Source organism: Neorhizobium fuzhouense (genome assembly GCF_042611105.1).
GTDB classification, from domain to species: domain Bacteria; phylum Pseudomonadota; class Alphaproteobacteria; order Rhizobiales; family Rhizobiaceae; genus Neorhizobium; species Neorhizobium galegae_A.
Genome location: NZ_JBHFFP010000009.1, coordinates 215,723 through 237,346 on the forward strand (window position 1 = coordinate 215,723; position 21,624 = coordinate 237,346).

Genomic DNA, 21,624 nt, shown 5'->3' on the forward strand with positions numbered 1-21,624 from the left:
AAAGGCACCGCCATGAAACGTTTCATTGCCCGCAATGCCCCCGGATACCTGTTCCTCATGCCCTGGTTCATCGGGTTTTTCCTGCTGGCGCTCGGGCCGATCCTGGCCTCGCTCTACCTGTCGTTTACCCGATACGACATGGTGAATGCGCCGCGCTGGATAGGCTTTGACAACTACACCTACATGTTCACCCGCGACCGCCGCTTCTGGAAGGCGCTGGAGGTGACGTTCCATTACGTGGTGCTGGCCGTTCCGGCGCGGCTGATCATGGCGCTTGGCGTGGCGATGCTGCTCGACAAGGGCCTGCGCAGCATCGGGTTTTACCGGGCGATCTTCTATCTGCCCTCGCTGCTCGGTGCCTCGATCGCCATTGCCATCCTCTGGCGCCAGCTTTTCGATGCAAACGGCGTCGTCAACCAGACACTCGGCTATTTCGGTGTCTCCGGGCCGAACTGGCTGACCAATCCGGACACCTCGCTCTATACGCTGGTGATCCTTGCCATGTGGCAGTTCGGCTCGCCCATGCTGATCTTTCTCGCCGGCCTTCGCGGCATTCCCCGCGATCTTTACGAGGCCGCCGAAATCGACGGAACGCCGCCCTGGCGCCAGTTCACCCGCATCACGCTGCCGCTTCTCGCCCCCGTCATCTTCTTCAACCTGGTGCTGCAGACCATTGAGGCCTTCAAGACGTTTTCAAGCGCCTTCATCATTTCGAACGGCAGCGGCGCGCCGGCCGACAGCCTGCTGTTTTATACAGTCTATCTGTTCAACGAAGCCTTCAAGTTCTTCCGCATGGGCTATGCCTCGGCACTTGCCTGGGTGCTCCTGATCATCATTGCGATCTTCACGGCGATCGCTTTCTTCACCTCGAAATACTGGGTGCATTATGAAAACGAGCGTGACTGACCTTGAAGCCGCGATGGAACTGGACGAGGCGACCCGCCTTGCGCATGCCTTCATGCTCCAGCGCAAGAAGCGCGATCGCAATGCCCGCCTCCTGAAGCACGCCTTTCTGATCGGCGTGTCCTTCATCATGCTCTATCCGCTGGTCTGGCTTTTGTCGGCCTCGCTGAAGCCGGAGAACGAGATTTTCGGCAATCTCGACCTTTGGCCCTCGACATTCAAATTCGACAATTACACCGCCGGCTGGCATGCGCTGCCGCAATCCTTTTCGGTGTTTTATGTCAATTCGGCCATCGTCACGATCCTCTCGGTCATCGGCAACCTGATTTCCTGCTCCTTTGCAGCCTATGCGTTCGCGCGCCTGCGGTTCACCGGCCGCAACTTCTTCTTCGCGCTGATGATGATGACGCTGATGATCCCGTATCACGTGGTGCTCATCCCGCAATATGTGCAGTTTCTGCAGCTTGGCTGGGTGGATACCTACCTTCCGCTGGTCGTGCCGCGGTTCCTGGCCTCCGATACCTTCTTCATCTTCCTGATGGTGCAGTTCTTCCGCCAGCTTCCGCGCGAACTGGACGAGGCGGCGATGATCGACGGCTGCTCGCCCTTCAAGATCTACTGGGCCGTGATCCTGCCCCTGTCGCTGCCGGCCATGGGAACGGCCGCCATCTTCTCGATGATCTGGGTCTGGGAGGATTTTCTGGCGCCGCTCATCTATCTGAACGACATCAAGAGCTACACGGTGCCGCTCGCACTTCGTCTGTTTCTCGATCAGGAGGGGCAGTCCGCCTATGGCCAGATGTTTGCCATGTCGGTGCTCTCGCTGGTGCCGGTCGTTCTCTTCTTCGTCCTTTTCCAGAAATTCATCGTCCGCGGCATTGCCACGTCCGGAATGAAATAAGCGCCGTACAGGAAACAAGGAAAGCAAAATGGCGGGTTTGACACTGCGCAATGTCGGCAAGAGCTACGGCGCCCTGCAGATCATCAAGGGCCTCAATCTCGATATCCACGACGGCGAATTTCTGGTGCTCGTCGGCCCCTCCGGCTGCGGCAAGTCGACGCTTTTGCGCATGATCGCCGGGCTTGAGGATATCACCGACGGAACGGTTGCGATCGGCGCCCAGGTAGTGAACGACCTGCCGGCGTCCAAGCGCGAGCTTTCGATGGTGTTCCAGAGCTACGCGCTCTATCCGCACATGACCGTGCGCAAAAACCTCGCCTTCGGCCTGCAGAACTTCCGCATGCCGCGCGCCGAAGTGGAGCGCCGGGTGGCGGATGCCGCCCGTATCCTGCAGATCGAGCCGCTGATGGACCGCAAGCCGCGCCAGCTCTCGGGCGGCCAGAAGCAGCGCGTTGCCATCGGCCGGGCGATCGTGCGTGAGCCAAAGCTCTTCCTGTTCGACGAGCCGCTGTCCAATCTCGATGCGGAACTGCGTGTGCAGATGCGCGCCGAACTTGCCTCGCTCTATGCCCGCCTTGGCACGACGATGATCTATGTGACGCATGACCAGGTGGAAGCCATGACCATGGCAAGCCGTATCGTCGTCCTGCGATCCGGCAAGATCGAGCAGGTAGGCACCCCGCAGGAGCTCTATACGCGCCCGCAGAACCTCTTCGTCGCGGGCTTCATCGGATCGCCAAAAATCAACAAGCTGGAGGCAAAGGTGACGGCAGGCGGGCGCATGGCAAGCGTCGAGGGCTTGGGCGATTTTTCGCTCCCGCAGCTGCCGACCACGGATAGCGCCCTGACGCTCTGCGTGCGGCCGGGGTCGCTGCGCATCGGCGCAGGTGACGTGGTGGGCGAGGGCGTGATCCGGCTTGTCGAATATCTCGGCAACGAGACGCTGTTGCACATTGCGCTGTCGAGCGGGCAGATCCTGCTGGCAACGGCGGGCGGTCAGGCCGCCTATCGCGCCGGGCAGACCGTCCCGATCGGCTTTGACATGTCCGATCTCCATTATTTCGATGCAAGCGGAGAGCGGGTCGAGCCGCAAGCTTCAGCCTTTGCACATCAGGGCGTGTCCGGCACGCACTGAACCGACGGCAGGAAGAGCGGGCGTCCCTCCCGGACGCAACCGCTGATGAGACGAGGTAGAGACGGTTTTGAAGATAGCAATTGTTGGATGTGGCTCCCGCCATCAGATGTTTCGCGATGCGGTAACCGAGGACTACGCCGACCGGCATGAGATCGTGGCGCTCTGCGACAGCAACCCGCATCGCCTCAGCGAAGCGGCAAAGGCCGTGTCGAAACCGGGCACCAACGGTGTCGCAACCTATCTGGCGGGCGATTTCGACCGTCTGATCGCCGAGCAGCGGCCGGATACCGTGGTCGTGGCAACGCCCGATTTCCTGCATGCCGATTACATCGTGCGCGCCTTCGAAGCCGGATGCGACGTGATCTGCGAAAAGCCGCTGACGATTGATCTGTCGCGGCTGAAGATGATCGTCGACGCGCAGGCGCGCACCGGCCGCCAGGTGAAGGTCACCTTCAATTACCGCTATTCGCCGGCCCGCACGCAGATCAAGGAACTGATCTCGTCGGGCGTCATCGGCACGGTGACGGCCGTGGACTTCCGCTGGCATCTCGACCGCGTGCATGGCGCTGATTATTTTCGCCGCTGGCATCGCCAGAAGGAAAGTTCGGGCGGCCTTCTCGTGCATAAATCCACCCACCATTTCGATCTTCTGAATTGGTGGCTGGGCACGGTGCCGACGGAGGTATTGGCCTCGGGGCGGCGCGTCTTCTACAGGCCGGAAACGGCCGTCGAAATGGGGTTGCAAGACCGGGGACCGCGCTGCGCCCTCTGTCCGGTCGCGGATGCCTGTCCGGTTCGTCTGGATCTTGCCGCCGACGAGAATCTGCGCGCGCTCTACCTGGAGGCCGAGCACGAGGACGGCTATTTCCGCGACCTTTGTGTGTTCGATGAGGAGATCGGCATCGAGGATACGATGCAGGCCCATATCCGCTATGCCTCGGGCGTCACCGCCAATTACACGCTGACGGCCTATTCACCCTGGGAGGGACTGGAGATCAAGTTCCAGGGCACCAAGGGCGAAATCACCCACCGGCATGTGGAGGTGCATGGCGTGTTTGGCGGCGTGCGCGATCATGCCGATGAGGAGGCCATTACCACGGAACTGCATCTTGCCGGCGAGCGGCCGAGGCTCCTCGACGTGCCGAAGGCGCAAGGGTCGCATGGCGGGGCCGATCCGGTCATGCTTGGCTATATCTTCAATCCGGAGGGGATGGAGCCCGACCGCTATGGCCGTGCCTCCGATCATGTGGCCGGCGCCTGGTCCATTCTGACCGGCATTGCCGCCAATGCCTCGATCGACACTGGCTCGGTCGTCCATATCCAGTCGATGCTGCGGGCGCGCAACATTCGCATCTGATCTCGGCCCCAAGGCTGCCTGTTCTTCCGGCAGTGCATCCGGCTCACGGCCGGGATGTGCTGCGCTTTGCGCCTGTCCTGCCACTTCTCTGACCCGCAAGCACCGCTCCTCGCGGTTGCGCTTCCGTGCCTGTCATCCTTGGGCATCTGCGGCATCGACACGCGATCCCGTGAGACAAGAACGGCTTCTCCCCTGACTTTTACTGGCTTTTGACTGTCCTGCGCGACACGCAGTCTTCCAGATGCGCTCTTTCCGCGCGTGTTATTCAAAAAATACTACCTTTAAATGAAAAACCGATTGCCAATCCACTTGAACGAGCATTAACTCTACCTATTGGGGCTTTTGCGGTCGATACACCTTTAAGGTGTTCAAGGGGGCGGAAATGGCGAAGCGCAAATGGGTGTGGTGGACCGCCGGTGTGGTCGTTGTGGTGGCAGGGCTTGCCGTCGCGGTATCTCTTCTGACCGGTGGCGGTGGACCGAAGCCCGGCCAGGTGAAGGACGAGGCGATGCTCGCAGGCCGCGACCTCAAGTCCTTCCCGGCGGCAGATGAGGATTTCTTCGCCGACATGGACGGCGGCTATAAGGGCGTAAAACTCTCTGCCGCCGAGGTGAAGGGCCGCAACAACTGGATCGTCTGGACCGGCGGCAATGACCGGTTGTGGGATGGGCTCACCAATTCCTCCTTCGGCAGCTTCGACCTCCTGAAGACGATTTCCAGCTATCCCGGCCTCAAGGCATCGCGCGACAACCGCTGGAGCTATCTCGGGCTCGTCAACGAACCCTGCTTTGCCAAGCCGACAAAGCCCGATCCCGACCATTTCGGCCTGTGGCTGGATGTGCGGGACGACAAATGCGCCGCCGATCCCTTTGCCAATGCCGATAAATACAAGGGCGTGGCCATTGGCGGGCGCGGCAAGACGAAGGATCCGAAGACCGGCAAGGTTCTGCCGGTCGGCTCCTATTACGGCGAGCCGACGGGCATCGTCGGTCTGCGGCTGTTTCCCAACCCCGCCTTTGACGAGAAGGCCGCCAAGGACTGGGACGCCGAGCGCTATTACAAGGATCCGAGCTACTACAACCGCAAGGACCTCGTGCGTCCCTACCGCGTCGGCATGGGCTGCGGCTTCTGCCACGTCGGCCCGGATCCCACCAATTCGCCGGCCGATCCGAACAATCCGAAATGGGAAAACCTTTCCTCGGTCGTCGGCGCGCAGTTCTTCTGGATCGACCGTATCTTCTCCTGGGATGCCAACCAGAAGAACTTCATCTTCCAGCTCGTGCACACCGCAAAGCCCGGAACGCTCGATACCTCGCTGGTCTCCACCGACTATATCAACAATCCGCGCACGATGAATGCGGTCTACCAGACCAAGGAACGCGTGGAGCTTGGGCTTCGGCTCGGCAAGGAAAAGCTTGGTGGTGGCGGGCTCGACAACAAGCAGTTCAAGGATTTCCCGGGCTATGAGGCCTTTGCTGCCACCTACAAGGCGCCGGACACCGTCTGGACGCCGCATGTGCTGAAGGACGGTGCCGATTCCGTCGGCGTGCTCGGTGCGCTCAACCGCGTCTATATCAATATCGGCCTGTTCAGCGAGGAATGGCTGTTGCACTTCAATCCGCTTGTCGGTGGCAAGTCGGTAAGCCCCATCCGCATCGAGGATGGTCGCAAGAATTCCGTCTACTGGCAGGCCACCGAAGAGCAGACGCCGTTCGTTGCGCAGTTCTTCCTGAACACATCCATCGGTGCGCCGCACCACCTGAAGGATGCCCCGTCCGGCCAGCAGTTCCTGACCGCAAATGAGGCAACGCTGACCCGCGGCAAGACGGTCTTTGCCGAAAACTGCGCGGCCTGCCATTCGGCCAAGCAGCCGGACTTCCCGGCGGGCGTTGATCCGCGCGACAGTGTCGGGCCGGATTATATCAAGCGCTGGAACGCCTACTGGGGCTATGTCCAGACGCCGGCCTACAAGAAGGCCATGGTGGAGATCGCACTTCGCCCCGATTTCCTCGACGGAAATTATCTGTCGACGGAAATGCGCGTGCCGGTGACGCTTCTGGAAACCAATGCCTGCTCGCCGCTGGCGACCAACGGCATTGGCGGCAATATCTGGGATAATTTCACCTCGCAGTCCTACAAGGACCTGCCCTCCGTCGGCACGATCAAGATCAAGGATCCGTTCACCGGCGAGGCGAAGGATTATGCCATGCCGGCTGGCGGTCGCGGCTATTCGCGACCGGCAAACCTGGCGAGCCTCTGGTCGACGGCGCCCTATCTGCTCAACAACAGCGTCGGCGACGACATGGGCTATGACAGTCCCAATCCGAGCGTGGAGTATCGCGTCAAGGCCTTCGAGGCCGGCATTCGCCAGATGCTGTGGCCCGAAACGCGCAAGAAGGATCCGGTCCTTGGCGCCAAGGGCGTCGGCGAGATCTACCGCACCGATACGACCTCCTACCTGGAAGTGCCGGCCGGCTATCTGCCGGAAGGTCTTGCCAAGCTCGTGGGACCTCTGGAGCGCTACCTGCCATGGCTGTTCGGCGATGGCGGCGTCAAGATCGGACCAGTTCCGAAGGGCACGCCGGTCAATATCCTGTCCAACCTCGAACTGCGCCTGGATCAGGCGAGCAAGCTCCAGAACCTCGACCAGGACGTGAAGCTCGTCTCGCTTCTCCTGAAGATCAAGAAGGACTTGAAGGAACTGGGTGCCAATGCGAGCGACGCGGACGCGATCAAGGTGTTTGCAAATCTCAAGGACCCGCTTCTGGCGCTCAGCAAATGCGCCGACTTCGAAGTCAATCGCGGCCACTATTTCGGCAGCGACAAGGTGCCGAGCCTTGCAGGCGTACCGGCTCCGCAAGGTCTGAGCGATGCCGACAAGGAAGCGCTGATCGCCTTCCTGAAGACCTTCTGAGCGGGGGCGGGGTGTCACAGCCCCGCCCTTTTTCCTTTTCCAGGCAAATTTGGGGGACGGGTCGATGGCTATGGAAAATGTCACCAGCCATAAGGGTAAGGATTTCGAATATATCGTCGTGGGATCCGGTGCCGGCGGCGGAACGCTGGCGGCACGGCTTGCCGAAGCCGGCGCGACGGTTCTGCTGATCGAGGCGGGTGGCGATCCGCGGACGCTGAAAGGCGGCGATCCGGCCTATCCGGGGGAAAACCGCCTGCCGGATGATTATGATGTCCCTGTCATGCATCCCTTCGCGTCCGAAAACACCGCCATGCGCTGGGATTTCTTCGTGCGGCATTATGCCAGCCGAAAGCTGCAGGAGCGCGATCCGAAATTCGTCGCCGAAGAGGATGGCGTGCTTTATCCGCGGGCCGGAACGCTCGGCGGTTGCACCGCGCACAATGCGCAGATCTTCGTCTATCCGCACAACGACGATTGGGACGCCATTGCGGAACTGACCGGCGACGACAGCTGGAACCATGAGAACATGCGCAAGATCTTCGAGCGCTTGGAAAACTGCCATCATCGCTTCTTCCTGTACCGCTGGCTGGCAAAGCTTGGCATCAATCCGACGCGTCACGGCTGGAAGGGCTGGCTTCGGACCGAAAAGGCCATTCCGCTGCAGGCGCTCGGAGACAAGGGGCTGGTCACCACCATCCTCGACAGTGCCGTCAAGGCCGGCAAGGCCCAGCCCAACCGGGAGGAGGGGTTTGACTGGACTGTCCAGGGCCAAGGCGATCCCAATGACTGGCGCCTTGTGCGTCAGAACGCCACGGGTATCCGCTATCCGCCGCTCTCCAACCGCAACCACCAGCGGCTGGGCACGCGCGAGCGCGTGCTGGAAGTGCAGGCACGCTATCCCGAACGGCTGACGGTGCTTCTCGATACGCTGGTAACCCGCGTGTTGTTTGACGCCCACAACCAGGCGATCGGCGTGGAGGTGATGCAGGGCGAACGGCTCTACCGCGCCGCCTATAATCCGGCCGTGGCCGAGCCTGCGCGCCGCGAGATCCTGTGCTCGCGCGAGGTCATCTTGTCGGGCGGCGCCTTCAACACGCCGCAGCTTCTGATGCTCTCGGGCATCGGGCCTAAGGTGCATCTGGAAGAGCACGGCATCAAGGTGCGCGTCGATCTGCCGGGTGTCGGGCGCAACATGCAGGATCGTTACGAGGTCGGCGTCGTCAACGAGATGAATACCGACTGGGAGGTTCTGAAGGGGGCGAAATTCGCCGCCGGCGATCCGCAGTATCAGGAGTGGAAAAACCGGCGCGACGGTGTCTATACGACGAACGGTGCCGTCATTGCCGTCATCAAGCGCTCGCTGCCGGAGCGGCCGCTGCCGGATCTCTTCTGCTTCGGCCTGCTTGGCCTGTTCCGCGGTTATTTCCCCGGCTATTCGGCGCTGTTTCCCGCTCACCTCAATTACCTCACCTGGGCGATCCTCAAGGCGCACACGGTCAATACCGCCGGCACCGTGACTCTGCGTTCAAGCGATCCGCGCGACCGGCCGCAGATCGACTTTCACTATTTCGAGGAAGGCAATGACCAAAACGGCGCCGATCTCGATTCCGTCGTTGCCGGTATCAAGTTCGTGCGCACCATGACGGCGCCGCTGAAGAAGCTCGGCCTCATCGTCAAGGAGCATCTGCCGGGGGAGCAGGTGCAGAGCGACGAAGCACTGGCACAGTTCGTGCGTGACAATGCCTGGGGGCATCATGCCTCCTGCACCTGCCCGATCGGCCCGCGCGACCGGTTCGGCGTGCTGGCGAGCGATTTTACCGTGCATGGCGTGCGCGGCCTGCGGGTGGTGGATGCGAGCGTGTTTCCCCGCATTCCCGGCTTCTTCATCGTGAGTGCCGTCTACATGATCGGCGAAAAGGCAGCAGAGGTGATCCTGCAACAATCCGGCCGCGCCTGAGGGATCGCAAAACCGAAAGGGGGATGTGATGGACGAAGACTTCCTGGGAATGCCGACCGACACGGAAGCTCTGCTGCGGCAGGAGGCGTTCGAGATCGAAGGCGAGGTCATACCTCATGACGTGCACGGCGTGGCGCTGAACCGCCGGCTGAACCGGCTGAACCGGTCGGCGCTCTGCATCTCCGGCGGCGGTATCCGCAGCGCAACCTTTGCGCTCGGCGTCATCCAGGCGCTGGCCACCCATCCGCGACGATCGGCAAACGAACCCGCAGAGCCGCAGGATGCCCTGCTCGGGCGGTTTCGCTATCTCTCCACCGTGTCGGGCGGAGGCTATATCGGCAGCTGGCTGTCGGCCTGGCTCAGCCGCGAAAGCTTTGTCGATGTCCAGCGGCAATTGACGGCGCGGCCGGAAGGGCCGGATGTCGAACCCCCGCCGATCCGCGACCTGCGCCGCGACAGCAACTACCTGACGCCGCAGGTGGGGCTGACATCCGTCGATACCTGGACGGCTGCCTCCATCGTGGTGCGCAATCTGGTCCTGATCTGGCTTCTGGTGATTTCGACCCTTGCGACGGCGCTCCTGGCGCTGAAACTCGTGCTGGTGACCATTGCGTCGGTCGGCGCAACAGGCCCGCTGGCCGAGTCGCCGGTTGCCCGATGGGCGCTTTTCGGTGGCGGGGTGCTGCTGCTGCTCATCGGCCAGTGCTATACGCTGACCAATTATTCCCAGGGGGATGGCCGCGGTGGCAATCAGGCCCGCTTCGTGCAGTTCGATCTCCTGGCCGCGGCGTTTGGCGGCGCACTTCTCACCACCTGGGCCATCCTGCCCGTCGGCTGGGACGAGCAGGGACCGGAGGCCCCGCTTGTCCTCCTCTTCGCCATCGGCCTGTTTTCCGCAAGTTTCCTCCTGTCGCTGCGCGCGCATCTCGGCCAGCCGCATGATCCCTGGCTGCGGTTCGCCCGCTGGGTGGCGGCCGGTCTCGTCTGGGGCCTCGTCGTCTCGACGGGGCTCGCGCTGGTGGCCGACATTGCCTATGCGCCGGCCCGGCTTCTGGCGCTTGTCGTGTTCGGTCCGCCCTGGCTGCTGATGGCGCAGATCACCGCCGAGACCATCTATGTGGCCGCAACCAGCAGCGAAACCCGCTCGGATGCCCAGCGGGAATGGTTTGCACGCGCCGCAGGCCTGTTTGTTGCCGCCGGGATCTGCTGGACGGCGGCCATCGTGCTCGGCGTGCTCGGGTCGCGCCTGATGGATGTCCTGCTCGCCGATACCAGCTATGTCTACCAGTCGCTGACCGGCGGCGGTCTGGCGGCCACCGCCGGGATCGCGCTTGCCAGCAGTGGCGGTGGCGATGGGGGCACGGGTGGGGTGGTTTCCGGCTCGTTGGCACGGCTGCGCAAGTTTTTGCAGGTGGTCGGTGGCCAGCTGTTCCTTGCCCTGCTGCTGATCGTGCTGTCAGGTGTTCTCGACTACCTGCTCCTGGATGGATCGCTGCTTGATCTGCTGCTTGCCAATGCGATCACCGCACCTGCCACCATCGGTGCCGACCAGACGGAACTCGACACACTGCTGTTCGGCGCGAAGCTCGCAACACCGGTCGCGGAAGCCGAAGTGTTCGGCAGGCTTCTGTCAGGCGCAATCGTGCTGGCGGGATTTGCCTATGTCATCTCTCGCAGCGTCAACATCAACCGCTTTTCCCTGCACGACCTTTACCGCAACCGGCTGGTCAGGGCCTATCTCGGTGCTACGCATCGCAGACGCACGCCCAACCCGTTCACCGGTTTCGATCTGGAGGACAATCCGCTGATCAGCACGATCTGGCCGCAGAAAACGGTGGCGCAGGAAACGCCCGTGTCGCGTCTCTTCCATGTGGTCAACTGCACGCTGAATGTCGTCTCCACCCGCAACAAGGCCTGGCAGCAGCGTAAGGCGATCTCCTTTGTCATCACGCCGCGCCATGCTGGCGCGGCAGACCTTCACCCACGCTCCTGCTGGCGTGGTCATTCCGGTCGCTATGCCGGCGCCTACCGCCCGTCGGCACTTTACGGCGGGAAAAAGGGCATTTCGCTCGGCACGGCCATGGCGGTTTCCGGGGCGGCCGCCAATCCCAACATGGGTTACAATTCGGCGCCTTCGGTGACGCTTCTGTTTGCCCTGTTCAACATTCGGCTGGGCTGGTGGCTTGGCAATCCGGGGCCGACGGGAAGCCGGACCTGGCGCCTCAGCGGCCCGCGGCAGGCCATCCTTCCCTGGCTGCAGGAAGCCTTCGGCCTGACGACATCCGACCGGGCCTATATCAATCTCTCCGATGGCGGCCATTTCGAAAATCTCGGCCTTTACGAAATGGTTCGCCGACGCTGCCGGTTGATCGTGCTGTCGGATGCCGGCTGCGATCCCGATTTCACCTTTGCCGATCTCGGCAATGCGGTGCGCAAGATCCAGATCGACCTCGGCGTGTCCGTTTCCTTCCCCTATCTCGACCAGTTGCGGCCGCGCATCCGCGCCGGCGAAAAGGCAAGCTCTGCGCCCTACTGCACCATCGGGCACATTCATTATGCCGATGCCGACGGGGCAGGCGAGGATGGCTACATCCTCTATATCAAGCCGAGCTATCATGGCACGGAAGAGGCCGGTATCCGGGCCTATGCCAACGAGGACGAGGCCTTTCCGCACGATCCGACCGCGGATCAGTGGTTCGATGAGTCGCAGTTCGAAAGCTATCGTTCGCTGGGCTTCGAGATTGTCGACGAACTGCTCTGCGATCTCGCCAAGACCGTGCCGGGCAGTGACCTGGAAGCACTTTTGAGCGCCTTTTCGCGCCAATGCCAGGCGGCCGCCGGCACTGTGGTGCCGTGGCGACCGGCGGCGGGCGAGGCAACGGCTGCCGAATGACAGGGCTGGTCTTGCGCGTTCTCCTTCAGATGTCAGGATCGGCATTGGCATCCTTGCGGGTGGTTGAAGGCAGATACCGTTCATTAACCGTGACGCCATCCGAATCCGCTAATTTAGAAGAAGCCTATTGGCCTCTGGAAACAATGGCTCATATTCAGCGACGGCAGCTATTGCGATAGCTCATGGCATGATGCCGTACCAACCGCGTTCCCGAATTGAACCGCCTTCATGGCGGATTGAACGCCCGGACGGTTTGCCGTATCTGTCCTGGATATCACCACACTGCGCATGAACCTGACTTCGACGGGCGACGAGCGCAAGGATCGAGCCCATCATGAATGCCTCCGACGAACTGGCGCGGCTGAATAGCCTTCGCAACCTGCGGCTTCTTGATACCCTGCCCAGCGAAAGTTTTGACCGCATCACGCGACTTGTCGCCTCCTATTTCAACCTGCCCATCGCCGCCGTCTCCTTGACCGACGTCGACCGCCAGTGGTTCAAGTCGAAAGTTGGGGTGGAGCATGACCGCATTCCGCGCCACAAGGCGCCGTGTGCGGAAGTGGCCGAAACCGGCCGCATGCTGGTGATCCGCGATTTTCACGCGGACAACTATTACGCCGACAGCACCCTCGGCAATGCCGGCATCCGCTTCTACGCAGGCGCGCCGCTCCTGACGCCGGATGGCTATGGGCTGGGCGCGCTCTGTGTGCTGGGCGCCGAGCCGCGCAATATCACCGATGACGAAATGGCGACATTGACGGATCTGGCCGCCATGGTGATGGACCAGATCGAACTGCAGCATGCAGTGGGTCGCATAGAACCGTCGAGCGGCCTGCCGAACCGGTTCCAGTTGCTGAACGACCTCTCCGACCTTGCCCAGCGCAGGCCCGGTGGGCGGCACATCATCAGCCTGCTCGATCTTGCCCAGACGGCGCAGTTCGACAGCCTGTCGCGCGTCATGGGTCCGTCCTATCTCGACAGCCTGATTCGCAGTGTCGCGCGCATCCTGAACACCCATGTCGGCCAGGACTCGACGCCCTATCACGTCGGCCCCACGCAATTTGCGTTTTTTGCACCAGCCGCCACCGAGGCCGATCTCTATTCGCAGACCTTGCTGGATATCCTCATGGAAATCGAGCGACAGAGCGATTTCCACATGACGATGACCCCTTCGATCGGCGTCATGACGTTTGATCCGACTGAGATGCAGGCGGAGGACGTGTTGCGTTCGCTGCAGAGCGCCGTGCAGGATGCGCGCGACAGCGATACCGGGATCGGCTGGTTTTCCTCCGCCACTGATATGCGCCACCGCCGCAATTTCCGTCTCCTCCAGGATTTTCCCGTGGCACTCGAAACCGAGGACGAGCTTTTCCTTGTCTTCCAGCCGCGGATGGATCTCGACAGCGGCAGCGTAGAGATTGCCGAAGCGCTGCTGCGATGGAACCATCCGGTTCTGGGCCCGATCTCCCCGGCGGAATTCATCCCCATCGTCGAGGCTTCCACCTTCGCCCGTGGGCTCAGCGCCTGGGTGATCGATCAGTCCTTGCGCCATCTTGCCGAATGGAAAGCCCAGGGGCTCGGTTTCAAGCTTTCCATCAACCTGTCGGCACTCAATCTGGAAGAACCGGATTTCTTCGAGCGGATGATGGACAAGCTTAAGGACTATGCCGTCGATCCCGCCTGCATCGAGCTGGAACTCACGGAAACGGCCATGATGAAGGAGACCGATCGCGCGCTCGACCTTCTGCAGAGACTGACGGATACGGGCATCCGGCTTGCGATCGATGATTTCGGCACAGGCTATTCAAGCCTTGCCTATATGCAGAAATTGCCGGCCACGATCGTCAAGATCGACCGCTCCTTCATTACCGACATGGCGAAGGGCCATCGCGAACGGGTTCTGGTGCGCTCGATGATCAACCTGTCGCACAGCCTCGGCTACCGGGTGGTAGCGGAAGGCGTTGAATCGGCAGAAGCCTCCGATCTGCTGCAAACGATGGGCTGCGACGAGATCCAGGGCTTCTGGCTGTCGCGCCCGATGCGCGCCGACGCCCTCAAGGACTGGCTGGCGGACCACACGTCCCGTGCGTCCGGCCTCGCCTGACACCTGAGGCCGGGTCAGGCTGCATGGGCCGACCGCCCAAACAGGCCCCATAGTTGTCGCTTTCGAAACAATCTATTGAGAATTATTGCTCTTCCGAAACGCCGCGCCCTGCCCCATCTTGAGGTCACGGCGCCAGACACGGCGCGTGACTGCCAGGAAAGAACGGCGCAAGCACGGTGATCCTGGAACAGTCCCTATAGTAGCAAATGCTTGGCGTTTCGCGCGAGCAGACGGAGGCTGGCAATGACCCTCATCCACGAAAGCATGAATCGCGGCCATACCGATACCGGCTGGCTGAACAGCTATCACACCTTCTCCTTCGGTGGCTTTCAGGACCCGACCCGCATGGGATACGGCGCTCTGCGGGTCATCAACGAGGACTGGATTGCACCCGGTTCCGGCTTTTCCGAGCACGGCCATGCGGACATGGACATCCTGACGCTGGTTTTGTCCGGAAAGCTCAAGCACAAGGACACGCTGGGCAATCTCGTTACCATTGCGCCTGGAGAAGCACAGCTGATGTATGCCGGAAGCGGTGTGCGCCACTCGGAAATGAATGCTTCGGGCCGGGATTCGGCGCATTTCCTGCAGATCTGGCTCATCCCCAACCTGTTGGGTGGCACGCCGCTCTACCAGCAGGCCGCCCTTCCCGCCGACCGGGGGGACGGCGGCTGGTCGCTTCTGGCAAGCGGCAGGGCCGGTGACGCGCCGCTGACGCTTCAGTCCGACACGCAGCTCTTCATCGCCAATGCCCGTGATGGCGACCGCACGCCGCTTCCTACGACCGCAGGACGCCTTGCCTTCCTGCACATCATCGAAGGCGTGGCGATGCTGGAGGGGGAAAGGCTCGCCTCGGGTGATGCTGTCGAGATCGGCGCCGGCGAGTTCGAAGAACTCACCTGGATCACCGACGGGCGCGCCCTGCTATTTGACATGGCGCGCTGACACAGTGTCGAACCTGCCGCCCGGCTTGTTTTCCGGGCGACAGTCTGAACGCTTTCCTAGGCGGCACGATGGGCTCAGGCGGCCATGGCCGCCTGCAGATAATCCTCAAGTCCCCCGACTTCGTCGGGGGTGAGGAACAGCCCCTGTTTGGTTCGCCGCCACAGGATATCCTCGGCCGAAACCGCCCATTCCCTATCGATCAGCCAGCGCACTTCGACCTCATACAGCGTGCCGCCGAAATGACGGCCGAGATCTTCGGCCGTCTTCGCCGAGGACAGCAGGGTGCGGGCATCGGTTCCATAGCAGCGGATCAGCCGCTCGGCATGGCCGCGCGCGAGAAACGGCGCGTGTGACATCAGTTCGGACACCGCCTTTCCGGCACCCGTTACCGGGAAATCGCCACCCGGCAGATGGCTGCCGGCCGTCCACGGGCTGCCCTTCGCACCGATCACTTCGGCAATCTTTTCCAGCGCATGCTCGGCAAGGCGCCGGTAGGTGGTGAGCTTGCCGCCGAAGACGTTCAACAGCGGCGCACCGTCCTCTGGCGCTTCCACCTTCAAAACGTAATCGCGCGTGGCTTCCTGGGCCTTCGAGGCCCCGTCATCAAACAGCGGACGCACCGCCGAATAGCTCCAGACGATATCCGCCGGAAGGATCGGCTCCTTGAAGTAATCGCTTGCGGCATCGCAGAGGTAATGGACCTCCTCCTCGCTGATGCGCACGTCCTTCGGGTCGTCCTTGAAATCGCGGTCGGTGGTGCCGATCAGCGTGAAATCACCCTCATAAGGAATGGCGAAGATGATGCGGTTGTCCGGGTTCTGGAAGAAATAGGCGCGGTCGTGGTTGAACTTCTTGCGCACGATGATGTGGCTGCCCTGAACGAGGCGCACATTATGGGCATTGTTGCGGCCCATGGCGCCAGCCAGAACCTGATCTACCCAGGGGCCGGCGGCATTGACAACCATGCGGGCCCGATGGGTTTCGGTTGATCCGTCGCGTGTCGATTTCGTCGTGATCACCCAGTGATCCGCCTCGCGCTGGGCAGACACGACCTTGGCACGGCTGAGAATGGTCGCGCCGCGGATCTGCGCATCGCGGGCATTGAGCACCACCATGCGCGCATCATCGACCCAGCCGTCGGAATATTCAAACGCCCGACGAAATTCCGGCTTCAACGATCGGCCGGCCTCGTCACGCGCGAGATTGAGCGTCCGTGTCGCCGGCAGCAGTTTTCTGCCGCCCAGATGATCGTAGAGGAACAGACCGAGCCGCACCAGCCAGGCGGGCCGCACCCCTCCCTTCTGGATGGGCAGCACAAAGCGCAGCGGCCAGATGACATGCGGCGCCATGGCCCAAAGCACCTCGCGCTCCATCAGGGCCTCGCGCACCAGGCGAAATTCGTAATGTTCGAGGTAGCGCAATCCGCCATGGATCAGTTTCGTCGCACCGGACGAGGTGCCGGAGGCAAAATCATTCATTTCTGCCAGGACCACCGAATAGCCACGGCCGGCCGCGTCACGCGCGATCCCGCAGCCGTTGATCCCGCCACCGATCACGAAAATGTCGAAGAGGGGCGCGCGCGCCATGTTTCATCTCCCTGCGTCATGCTTCAGCGCATTTTGTGAAACGAAATATAATCGATCAGAAACGAAATTCAAATGAAATTGAAACGAAGACAGGTACCCCCTGCCCTGCCTCCGTCACCCTGGAACCTCTGCCACTCAGCCAGAGCGGGAAACGCAGACAGTAAAATCTACCTTGAAGAGCATTCACTTTGGTGCAATTCTACTAATACGGGTACAATGAATATCAGCTCTCGCGTGCGGTGTTTCTCTCAAGGGTGTGGAGGCGACAATGGGCAGGCATCTTCGGCAGATGGCGCAGCGGATGGCTGACGCTCTTTACAAGCATAGGAGGAGCCCGGCAGGGAGATGGCTGCAACAATGCGCGGCAGTCCTGATGATCGCATGCCTTGGCTGGGCGGGCGTCGCGCAGGCCTCGGACCATGCCGATCCAACCAATCTGATGGGGCCGGAAAGCAATATCACCGATCTCATCTTCTTTCCCGAGAATGACCGGCTGATCCTGATCTTCAACGTGCGCCGCTCCTTGAGCACGAAGCCGCCCTATGATCTCTCACCCTATGTCTATGAGGTGAACCTCGATCTCACCACCCCGATTTCCTTCGACAATGCCGCTGATGTCGCCCGATACGGCGGAACGGTGAAGGAGCCGTCAAAGCTTCATGCCGATGCCAAGGTGCGCATCCGGCTCAATAACGACGCAGGCCTTGATCGGATCGAATACGAGGGATTGCAGAACACGGCAGATATCGTAACCAGTTTCGGCGTCCGTGACGATCCGTTCAACTTCCCCCGCTTCTACGGCGTCAACGCCATCACCATGGCATTGAGCATTCCGCGCAATGCTTTCCCGGCCGGCCAGAAGGATTTTATCCTGTGGGGCACGACGGCGAAGGACGGCCAGCAGATCGACCATGTCGGCCGCTCCATCCGCACGCAACTGCCGCGCTTTGGCTTTCTCAATACGGTTGCCGCCAATGAGCAGGTGCCGGCGCTTCTCAAGCAATCGACCCGCACGAACGACATCTACAATTTCCTCAAGGGAAACACCGAGTGGTGGTCGAGAGCGCTCGCCGAACTGATGGAGACGTCGTTTCTCCTGCGCAAGTACGACAACCAGCCCGACGTGATGATCTACAGCGACCGCTTCCCCGTCGGCTATCCGAACGGCCGGCGCATCAGCGATGACGTGGTGGCGCAGACCTGCGCTGCGGGTGATTGCCTGCTGATGGACATTTCCTTCATCGAGGGCGGCTTTCCGCGGTCCACTAAAAACGACAAGGAATTCCTGCCGCAGTTTCCCTATCTCGCCGAGCCGTGGCCGGATAAGCCACCGGCCCCGCCGCCCACCCGTTCGCTGACGCCCTATATCGTTGCAGCCGTCATCGTGCTGCTGCTGGTGTCCTGGGGTCTGGTGCAGGGACTGCGCATCCTCCTGCGCCACCTCTGGCGGGTCATCCGGAACGTCTATGCGCTGGCCACGACGTAGGACGGCAAAAGCGGGCTGGCCGCTGCGGTGGCCAGCACTCTCCCTTGCAACGATCCTCCTTCTTTCACGACCTGCCGCTGCCCATGATTTCTGGATCGAGCCCTCGAGCTTCACCCCCGGCGCCGGGGCAGCCGTGGCCCTCGATCTGAAGGTCGGCGAGGAATTCGTCGGCGATTCCGTGCCGCGCCGGGCGCGGGCGATCGATGTGTTTACCCTGCAGTCCGGAACGGACGCCCCGCGCCCGGTCTCGGGCGCCGACGGCCTGACGCCGGCAGGCATGACCGCGGTCGGGGGCGAAGGCACCGCGCTTATTGCCTATAGCGGCGAAGGCGGCACGGTGAGCCTGCCTGCCGATCGCTTCGAACGCTATCTTGAAAGCCATGGCCTGGAATGGGTGATCCGCGAGCGGGCGTTACGCCATGAAACCCTAGAGCCGGGGCGCGAAGATTTTTACCGCCATGCAAAGGCGCTGCTCGGCGGAATGGTGGCCGATCCGATGCTCGCCAGCAAGGCCCTTGGCCAGAGGCTCGAAATCCTGGTCGATGGCGATCCGACGCAGGACGCGGCACCGATCCTCACGGGTCGGGTGCTCTGGCGCGCTGAACCTCTGGCGGGCGGGCTTTTGATTGCGCGCAGAAAGGATGATCCGCGCCTCCCGCTGACGGTAAGAACCGGGAGCGACGGCCGCTTTTCGCTGCAGATCCAGAACGGCGGCATCTGGCTGCTGCAGATCGTCTGGATGGAACGCGCCGGCTGGTTCGCCCATGAGGACTGGCAAAGCCATTGGTCATCCCTCACACTCCAGAGACCACAGCCATGACGACGTGCCGGGTCCGCGCGCTCATCATCCTGCTCCTCCTGCTGCTGCCTTTGCCGTTCATGGCTGTGACGACAGCCGCGGCGCATGATATCGGCGACAGCCGCGTCATCATCGCGCATGACGCCGTCTCCTGGACGGCGCTGTTCACGACCGCGCCGACAGCCCTCATCAACCGGCTGGAACTTCTGGCCGGCCGACCGCCCAGCCGGGATCTCGATGAGCAGAAGGCACTTTCCCTTCTCACTGAGTTACAAGCCGACCTGCCCGCCCATTTCCATATCGCCATCGATGGAGCGCCGGCGACTGTCACGGTCGGGATCGAGCGTCTCGAGTTCCCGACGGACGTTTTGCGCCCGGCGGTGCTTGTCCTCAAGGTGGCAGGGGCGATGCCGGAGAATGCTACGGCCATGACCTGGCAATTCGATCTGTTGAAGAGCCGCTATGCGCTGCAGCTCTCCGGCCGCAGCTACTGGCTGGAGGGCGACGAGGCAAGCCCGCCTCTGCCGTTTCACCCCGGTCCGGCAGAAACGCTGCCAAGGCTTGTCGTAGACTATCTCCAGCTTGGCTTTACCCATATCCTGCCCGGCGGGCCGGATCATGTGCTGTTCGTGACCGGGCTCGTTCTTCTATCGACGCGCCTGCGCCCCCTCATCACGCAGATCACCGCCTTCACCGTGGCGCATTGCCTGACGCTGCTGCTTGCGCTGCAAGGGGTGATTGCCCTGCCGGGTTCTGTGGTGGAGCCGCTGATTGCGCTGTCGATCAGCTATGTCGCCGTCGAGAACATTCTGGTGCGGCAGATGACGCCATGGCGGCCGCTGCTGGTCTTCGGCTTCGGGCTCATGCACGGGCTGGGTTTTGCCGGCGTGCTGACGGAGCTGGGGCTTCCGACCAATTACCGTCTCGCCGCCGTGATCGCCTTCAATCTCGGCGTCGAGGCGGGCCAGCTAGCCGTCGTCGGCCTCCTCTTCGGCCTTGTCCTCTTCTGGTGGAAGGACAAGCCGTGGTACCGTAACCGCATCGTCCAGCCGCTCTCGGCCGCAATCGCGCTTGTCGGTTTCACCTGGACGGCAACCCGCATCCTTGGCTTATAAGTTGCGTATGTCGATGAACTCCGTAACCTGGCTGCGACCGGGAGCCTTGCCTTGGCAGGCCGTTCCGCCAAGCATACCATTTCCGGACCGAACCTGCTCGTCCCCAACTGACGGTGTGCGCGCAGCCGTCACTATCCTTCACATGTCAAAGGCTCCGACTCTGCGGCCGTGCTCCGTAAAGAGCCGCTGGATGTCCGCCAGATCCGTGAGAGCCTGAGGCCTGGCAAGGGCAACGCTTGCCGCTTCGCCAAGGGGAGGGGCGAATACGGCGGTGGCAAGCAGGGTCTCGCGTGCCTGGGTCACGCCGCGCAACTGCGGCAGGTTGGTCTTGGCATGGATGAGGTTGGTGTTGGCAATCGGCAGATGGGCGCGGCCCTGGCGCTTGACGGTGCCAAGATCGATGATCGCGCTTAGGTTCGCCTGGCCATGCCAGACCGCGCGGGCTCCCCTTCCTCGCCGCGGTCAAAGTCGGCGCGGGAAATCGCAAAGCCGCCTTCGATCAATTGGAGGTCACGTGGGGTGGCGATCCGGTAAAGCCGGGTATGCCAGCGCTGGCTGGGACGAGCCAGGTCTCCATAGTCACGCCGCCCTAGGTTTCCATCGCGAATAGAGCATGTCTTGCGCGACGATCGCCTCCTCGAGCGTCTAGCACATGCGAAAATACACACCGTGATCCGTCAGGCGAAGCATCTTGTCAAACTTGCCGCATCGAAATGCCTGCCACTAGCTTCGATATTGAAGGCGTAGCGGGTAGAATAGGCAAATTTTGCGTATTTCTCTTTCGAGCCCTGCATCTTGTCATGCTCCTGGCCCGACGAGAGGACGACGACATTGCCCGGCGTGGGCATGGCCACCATGCCGAGTTTTCCGAGTTCCACGGGTTCGGCAAAGGCAGGCTGCTCTGTCTCTTGCGCCTGCCAGAAGGAATGATCCTCCGGCAAAGCGAGCGCCAGAAGGAACTTGAAGGCCCAGTAGGGCGAGCCTGCGGAATTGTAGCTCTCGCTCATCAGCAGGTTCGGATAGCCGTAGCCGACCAACAGGACGCCGTCGCGGTCGGCGATCGGGAGGGCCGACCACCAGCGGATATGGCGCATGTAATACCCTTGAACTTCGGCCAGGGCAGGGCTTCCAGATCGGTGAGAACAAGTGTTGCCCAGAATTCGCCGGCGGCAGATCGCTAGGTCTGGCTGCGACCAACGGCGAGTGCTGCGCCGTCCGGCCCCAACCAGTGGTGGATCTCACCGGCAAATTTTGCGCCCGCGCGCGTATCCGGGCCTTGCGCGCCTCATCGTCCTGGGCAAGCACGGTGTAGATTAGGCCATAGAAATGCATGGCCAAGGAAATGTAATGGTCAATCCGCCTTGCCGGCCCGTCACGGTACCAACCCTTGCCGATATCGAAGGCTTCCAGCTCGTCGAGATAGGCGATGGTCTTTGCCGCATCGGCCGCAACCCTGTCAGTTCATGCTGAAGTGCGCCTTGCGGGCAGGGTGAAGCTAATTGGCATGCCTCACTTGAGCGAGTAGTTTC

13 protein-coding genes and 1 pseudogene are annotated in these 21,624 nt (G+C 61.8%); 12 read left to right on the top strand and 2 right to left on the bottom strand.

What is annotated here, in order from left to right; all coding sequences use genetic code 11:
* The first annotated feature begins 12 nt into the window (after positions 1-12).
* The 9 genes from ACEXP3_RS17145 to ACEXP3_RS17185 all read left to right on the top strand — a co-directional run bounded on the left by ACEXP3_RS17145 (position 13) and on the right by ACEXP3_RS17185 (position 15,109).
* On the top strand, positions 13-906 hold the full coding sequence (locus tag ACEXP3_RS17145; protein WP_377298359.1) for a carbohydrate ABC transporter permease: 894 nt from the start codon (positions 13-15) through the stop codon (positions 904-906).
* A gap of 52 nt (positions 907-958) precedes the next feature.
* Positions 959-1,804 (top strand): carbohydrate ABC transporter permease, encoded by an 846-nt coding sequence (locus tag ACEXP3_RS17150; protein ID WP_377298381.1) that lies wholly within the window; start codon positions 959-961, stop codon positions 1,802-1,804.
* A gap of 28 nt (positions 1,805-1,832) precedes the next feature.
* A complete protein-coding gene (locus ACEXP3_RS17155; RefSeq protein WP_377298360.1) occupies positions 1,833-2,939 on the top strand; it encodes an ABC transporter ATP-binding protein in 1,107 nt (368 codons plus the stop codon).
* 67 nt (positions 2,940-3,006) lie between these two features.
* Positions 3,007-4,296 carry a Gfo/Idh/MocA family protein gene (locus tag ACEXP3_RS17160; RefSeq protein ID WP_377298361.1) on the top strand — a complete coding sequence of 430 codons (1,290 nt, stop codon included), beginning with the start codon at positions 3,007-3,009 and terminating at the stop codon, positions 4,294-4,296.
* A 382-nt stretch (positions 4,297-4,678) separates the two neighbouring features.
* Entirely contained in the window at positions 4,679-7,210 is a 2,532-nt protein-coding gene (locus ACEXP3_RS17165; protein WP_377298362.1) for a hypothetical protein, read from the top strand.
* A 64-nt stretch (positions 7,211-7,274) separates the two neighbouring features.
* The gene (locus tag ACEXP3_RS17170) at positions 7,275-9,167 is read left to right on the top strand and encodes a GMC family oxidoreductase (RefSeq protein WP_377298363.1); all 1,893 of its coding nucleotides are present in this window, start codon (positions 7,275-7,277) and stop codon (positions 9,165-9,167) included.
* Positions 9,168-9,195: 28 nt separating this feature from the next.
* Positions 9,196-12,060, top strand: a complete 2,865-nt coding sequence (locus tag ACEXP3_RS17175) for a patatin-like phospholipase family protein (protein ID WP_377298364.1) — start codon at positions 9,196-9,198, stop codon at positions 12,058-12,060.
* A 334-nt stretch (positions 12,061-12,394) separates the two neighbouring features.
* Positions 12,395-14,164 (top strand): sensor domain-containing phosphodiesterase, encoded by a 1,770-nt coding sequence (locus tag ACEXP3_RS17180; protein WP_377298365.1) that lies wholly within the window; start codon positions 12,395-12,397, stop codon positions 14,162-14,164.
* 243 nt (positions 14,165-14,407) lie between these two features.
* A complete protein-coding gene (locus ACEXP3_RS17185; protein WP_377298366.1) occupies positions 14,408-15,109 on the top strand; it encodes a pirin family protein in 702 nt (233 codons plus the stop codon).
* Between the two features lie 74 nt (positions 15,110-15,183).
* Here ACEXP3_RS17185 and glpD read toward each other — a convergent pair whose 3' ends face one another.
* Entirely contained in the window at positions 15,184-16,695 is a 1,512-nt protein-coding gene (gene glpD / locus ACEXP3_RS17190) for a glycerol-3-phosphate dehydrogenase (RefSeq protein WP_377298367.1), read from the bottom strand.
* Between the two features lie 373 nt (positions 16,696-17,068).
* Between glpD and ACEXP3_RS17195 the strand changes: the two genes are divergently transcribed.
* The 3 genes from ACEXP3_RS17195 to ACEXP3_RS17205 are packed head-to-tail and all read left to right on the top strand — an operon-like array spanning position 17,069 to position 20,095.
* Entirely contained in the window at positions 17,069-18,181 is a 1,113-nt protein-coding gene (locus tag ACEXP3_RS17195) for a hypothetical protein (protein WP_377298368.1), read from the top strand.
* Complete coding sequence (locus ACEXP3_RS17200; RefSeq protein ID WP_377298369.1) at positions 18,162-19,001, top strand: DUF4198 domain-containing protein; 840 nt, start codon at positions 18,162-18,164, stop codon at positions 18,999-19,001. Before ACEXP3_RS17195 ends, ACEXP3_RS17200 begins: the two co-directional genes overlap by 20 nt.
* Positions 18,998-20,095: a HupE/UreJ family protein gene (locus tag ACEXP3_RS17205; protein ID WP_377298370.1), complete on the top strand. Its 1,098-nt coding sequence runs from the start codon at positions 18,998-19,000 to the stop codon at positions 20,093-20,095. The genes ACEXP3_RS17200 and ACEXP3_RS17205 overlap by 4 nt, the downstream gene beginning before the upstream one ends.
* 138 nt (positions 20,096-20,233) lie before the next feature.
* On the opposite strand, the pseudogene ACEXP3_RS17210 reads toward ACEXP3_RS17205, so the two are convergent.
* Positions 20,234-21,547 (bottom strand): annotated as a pseudogene (locus ACEXP3_RS17210) (DUF2264 domain-containing protein); the annotation flags it as partial.
* Between the last annotated feature and the right edge of the window lie 77 nt (positions 21,548-21,624).

Excerpts from the sequence above, each read along its gene's own strand:
- ACEXP3_RS17200 (WP_377298369.1), top strand. The coding sequence starts at position 18,162 with ATGCGCTGGCCACGACGTAGGACGGCAAAAGCGGGCTGGCCGCTGCGG.
- ACEXP3_RS17185 (WP_377298366.1), top strand. The coding sequence starts at position 14,408 with ATGACCCTCATCCACGAAAGCATGAATCGCGGCCATACCGATACCGGC.
- ACEXP3_RS17145 (WP_377298359.1), top strand. The coding sequence starts at position 13 with ATGAAACGTTTCATTGCCCGCAATGCCCCCGGATACCTGTTCCTCATG.
- ACEXP3_RS17195 (WP_377298368.1), top strand. The coding sequence starts at position 17,069 with ATGATCGCATGCCTTGGCTGGGCGGGCGTCGCGCAGGCCTCGGACCAT.
- ACEXP3_RS17165 (WP_377298362.1), top strand. The coding sequence starts at position 4,679 with ATGGCGAAGCGCAAATGGGTGTGGTGGACCGCCGGTGTGGTCGTTGTG.
- glpD (WP_377298367.1), bottom strand. The coding sequence starts at position 16,695 with ATGGCGCGCGCGCCCCTCTTCGACATTTTCGTGATCGGTGGCGGGATC.
- ACEXP3_RS17155 (WP_377298360.1), top strand. The coding sequence starts at position 1,833 with ATGGCGGGTTTGACACTGCGCAATGTCGGCAAGAGCTACGGCGCCCTG.
- ACEXP3_RS17170 (WP_377298363.1), top strand. The coding sequence starts at position 7,275 with ATGGCTATGGAAAATGTCACCAGCCATAAGGGTAAGGATTTCGAATAT.
- ACEXP3_RS17205 (WP_377298370.1), top strand. The coding sequence starts at position 18,998 with ATGACGACGTGCCGGGTCCGCGCGCTCATCATCCTGCTCCTCCTGCTG.
- ACEXP3_RS17180 (WP_377298365.1), top strand. The coding sequence starts at position 12,395 with ATGAATGCCTCCGACGAACTGGCGCGGCTGAATAGCCTTCGCAACCTG.
- ACEXP3_RS17175 (WP_377298364.1), top strand. The coding sequence starts at position 9,196 with ATGGACGAAGACTTCCTGGGAATGCCGACCGACACGGAAGCTCTGCTG.
- ACEXP3_RS17150 (WP_377298381.1), top strand. The coding sequence starts at position 959 with ATGCTCCAGCGCAAGAAGCGCGATCGCAATGCCCGCCTCCTGAAGCAC.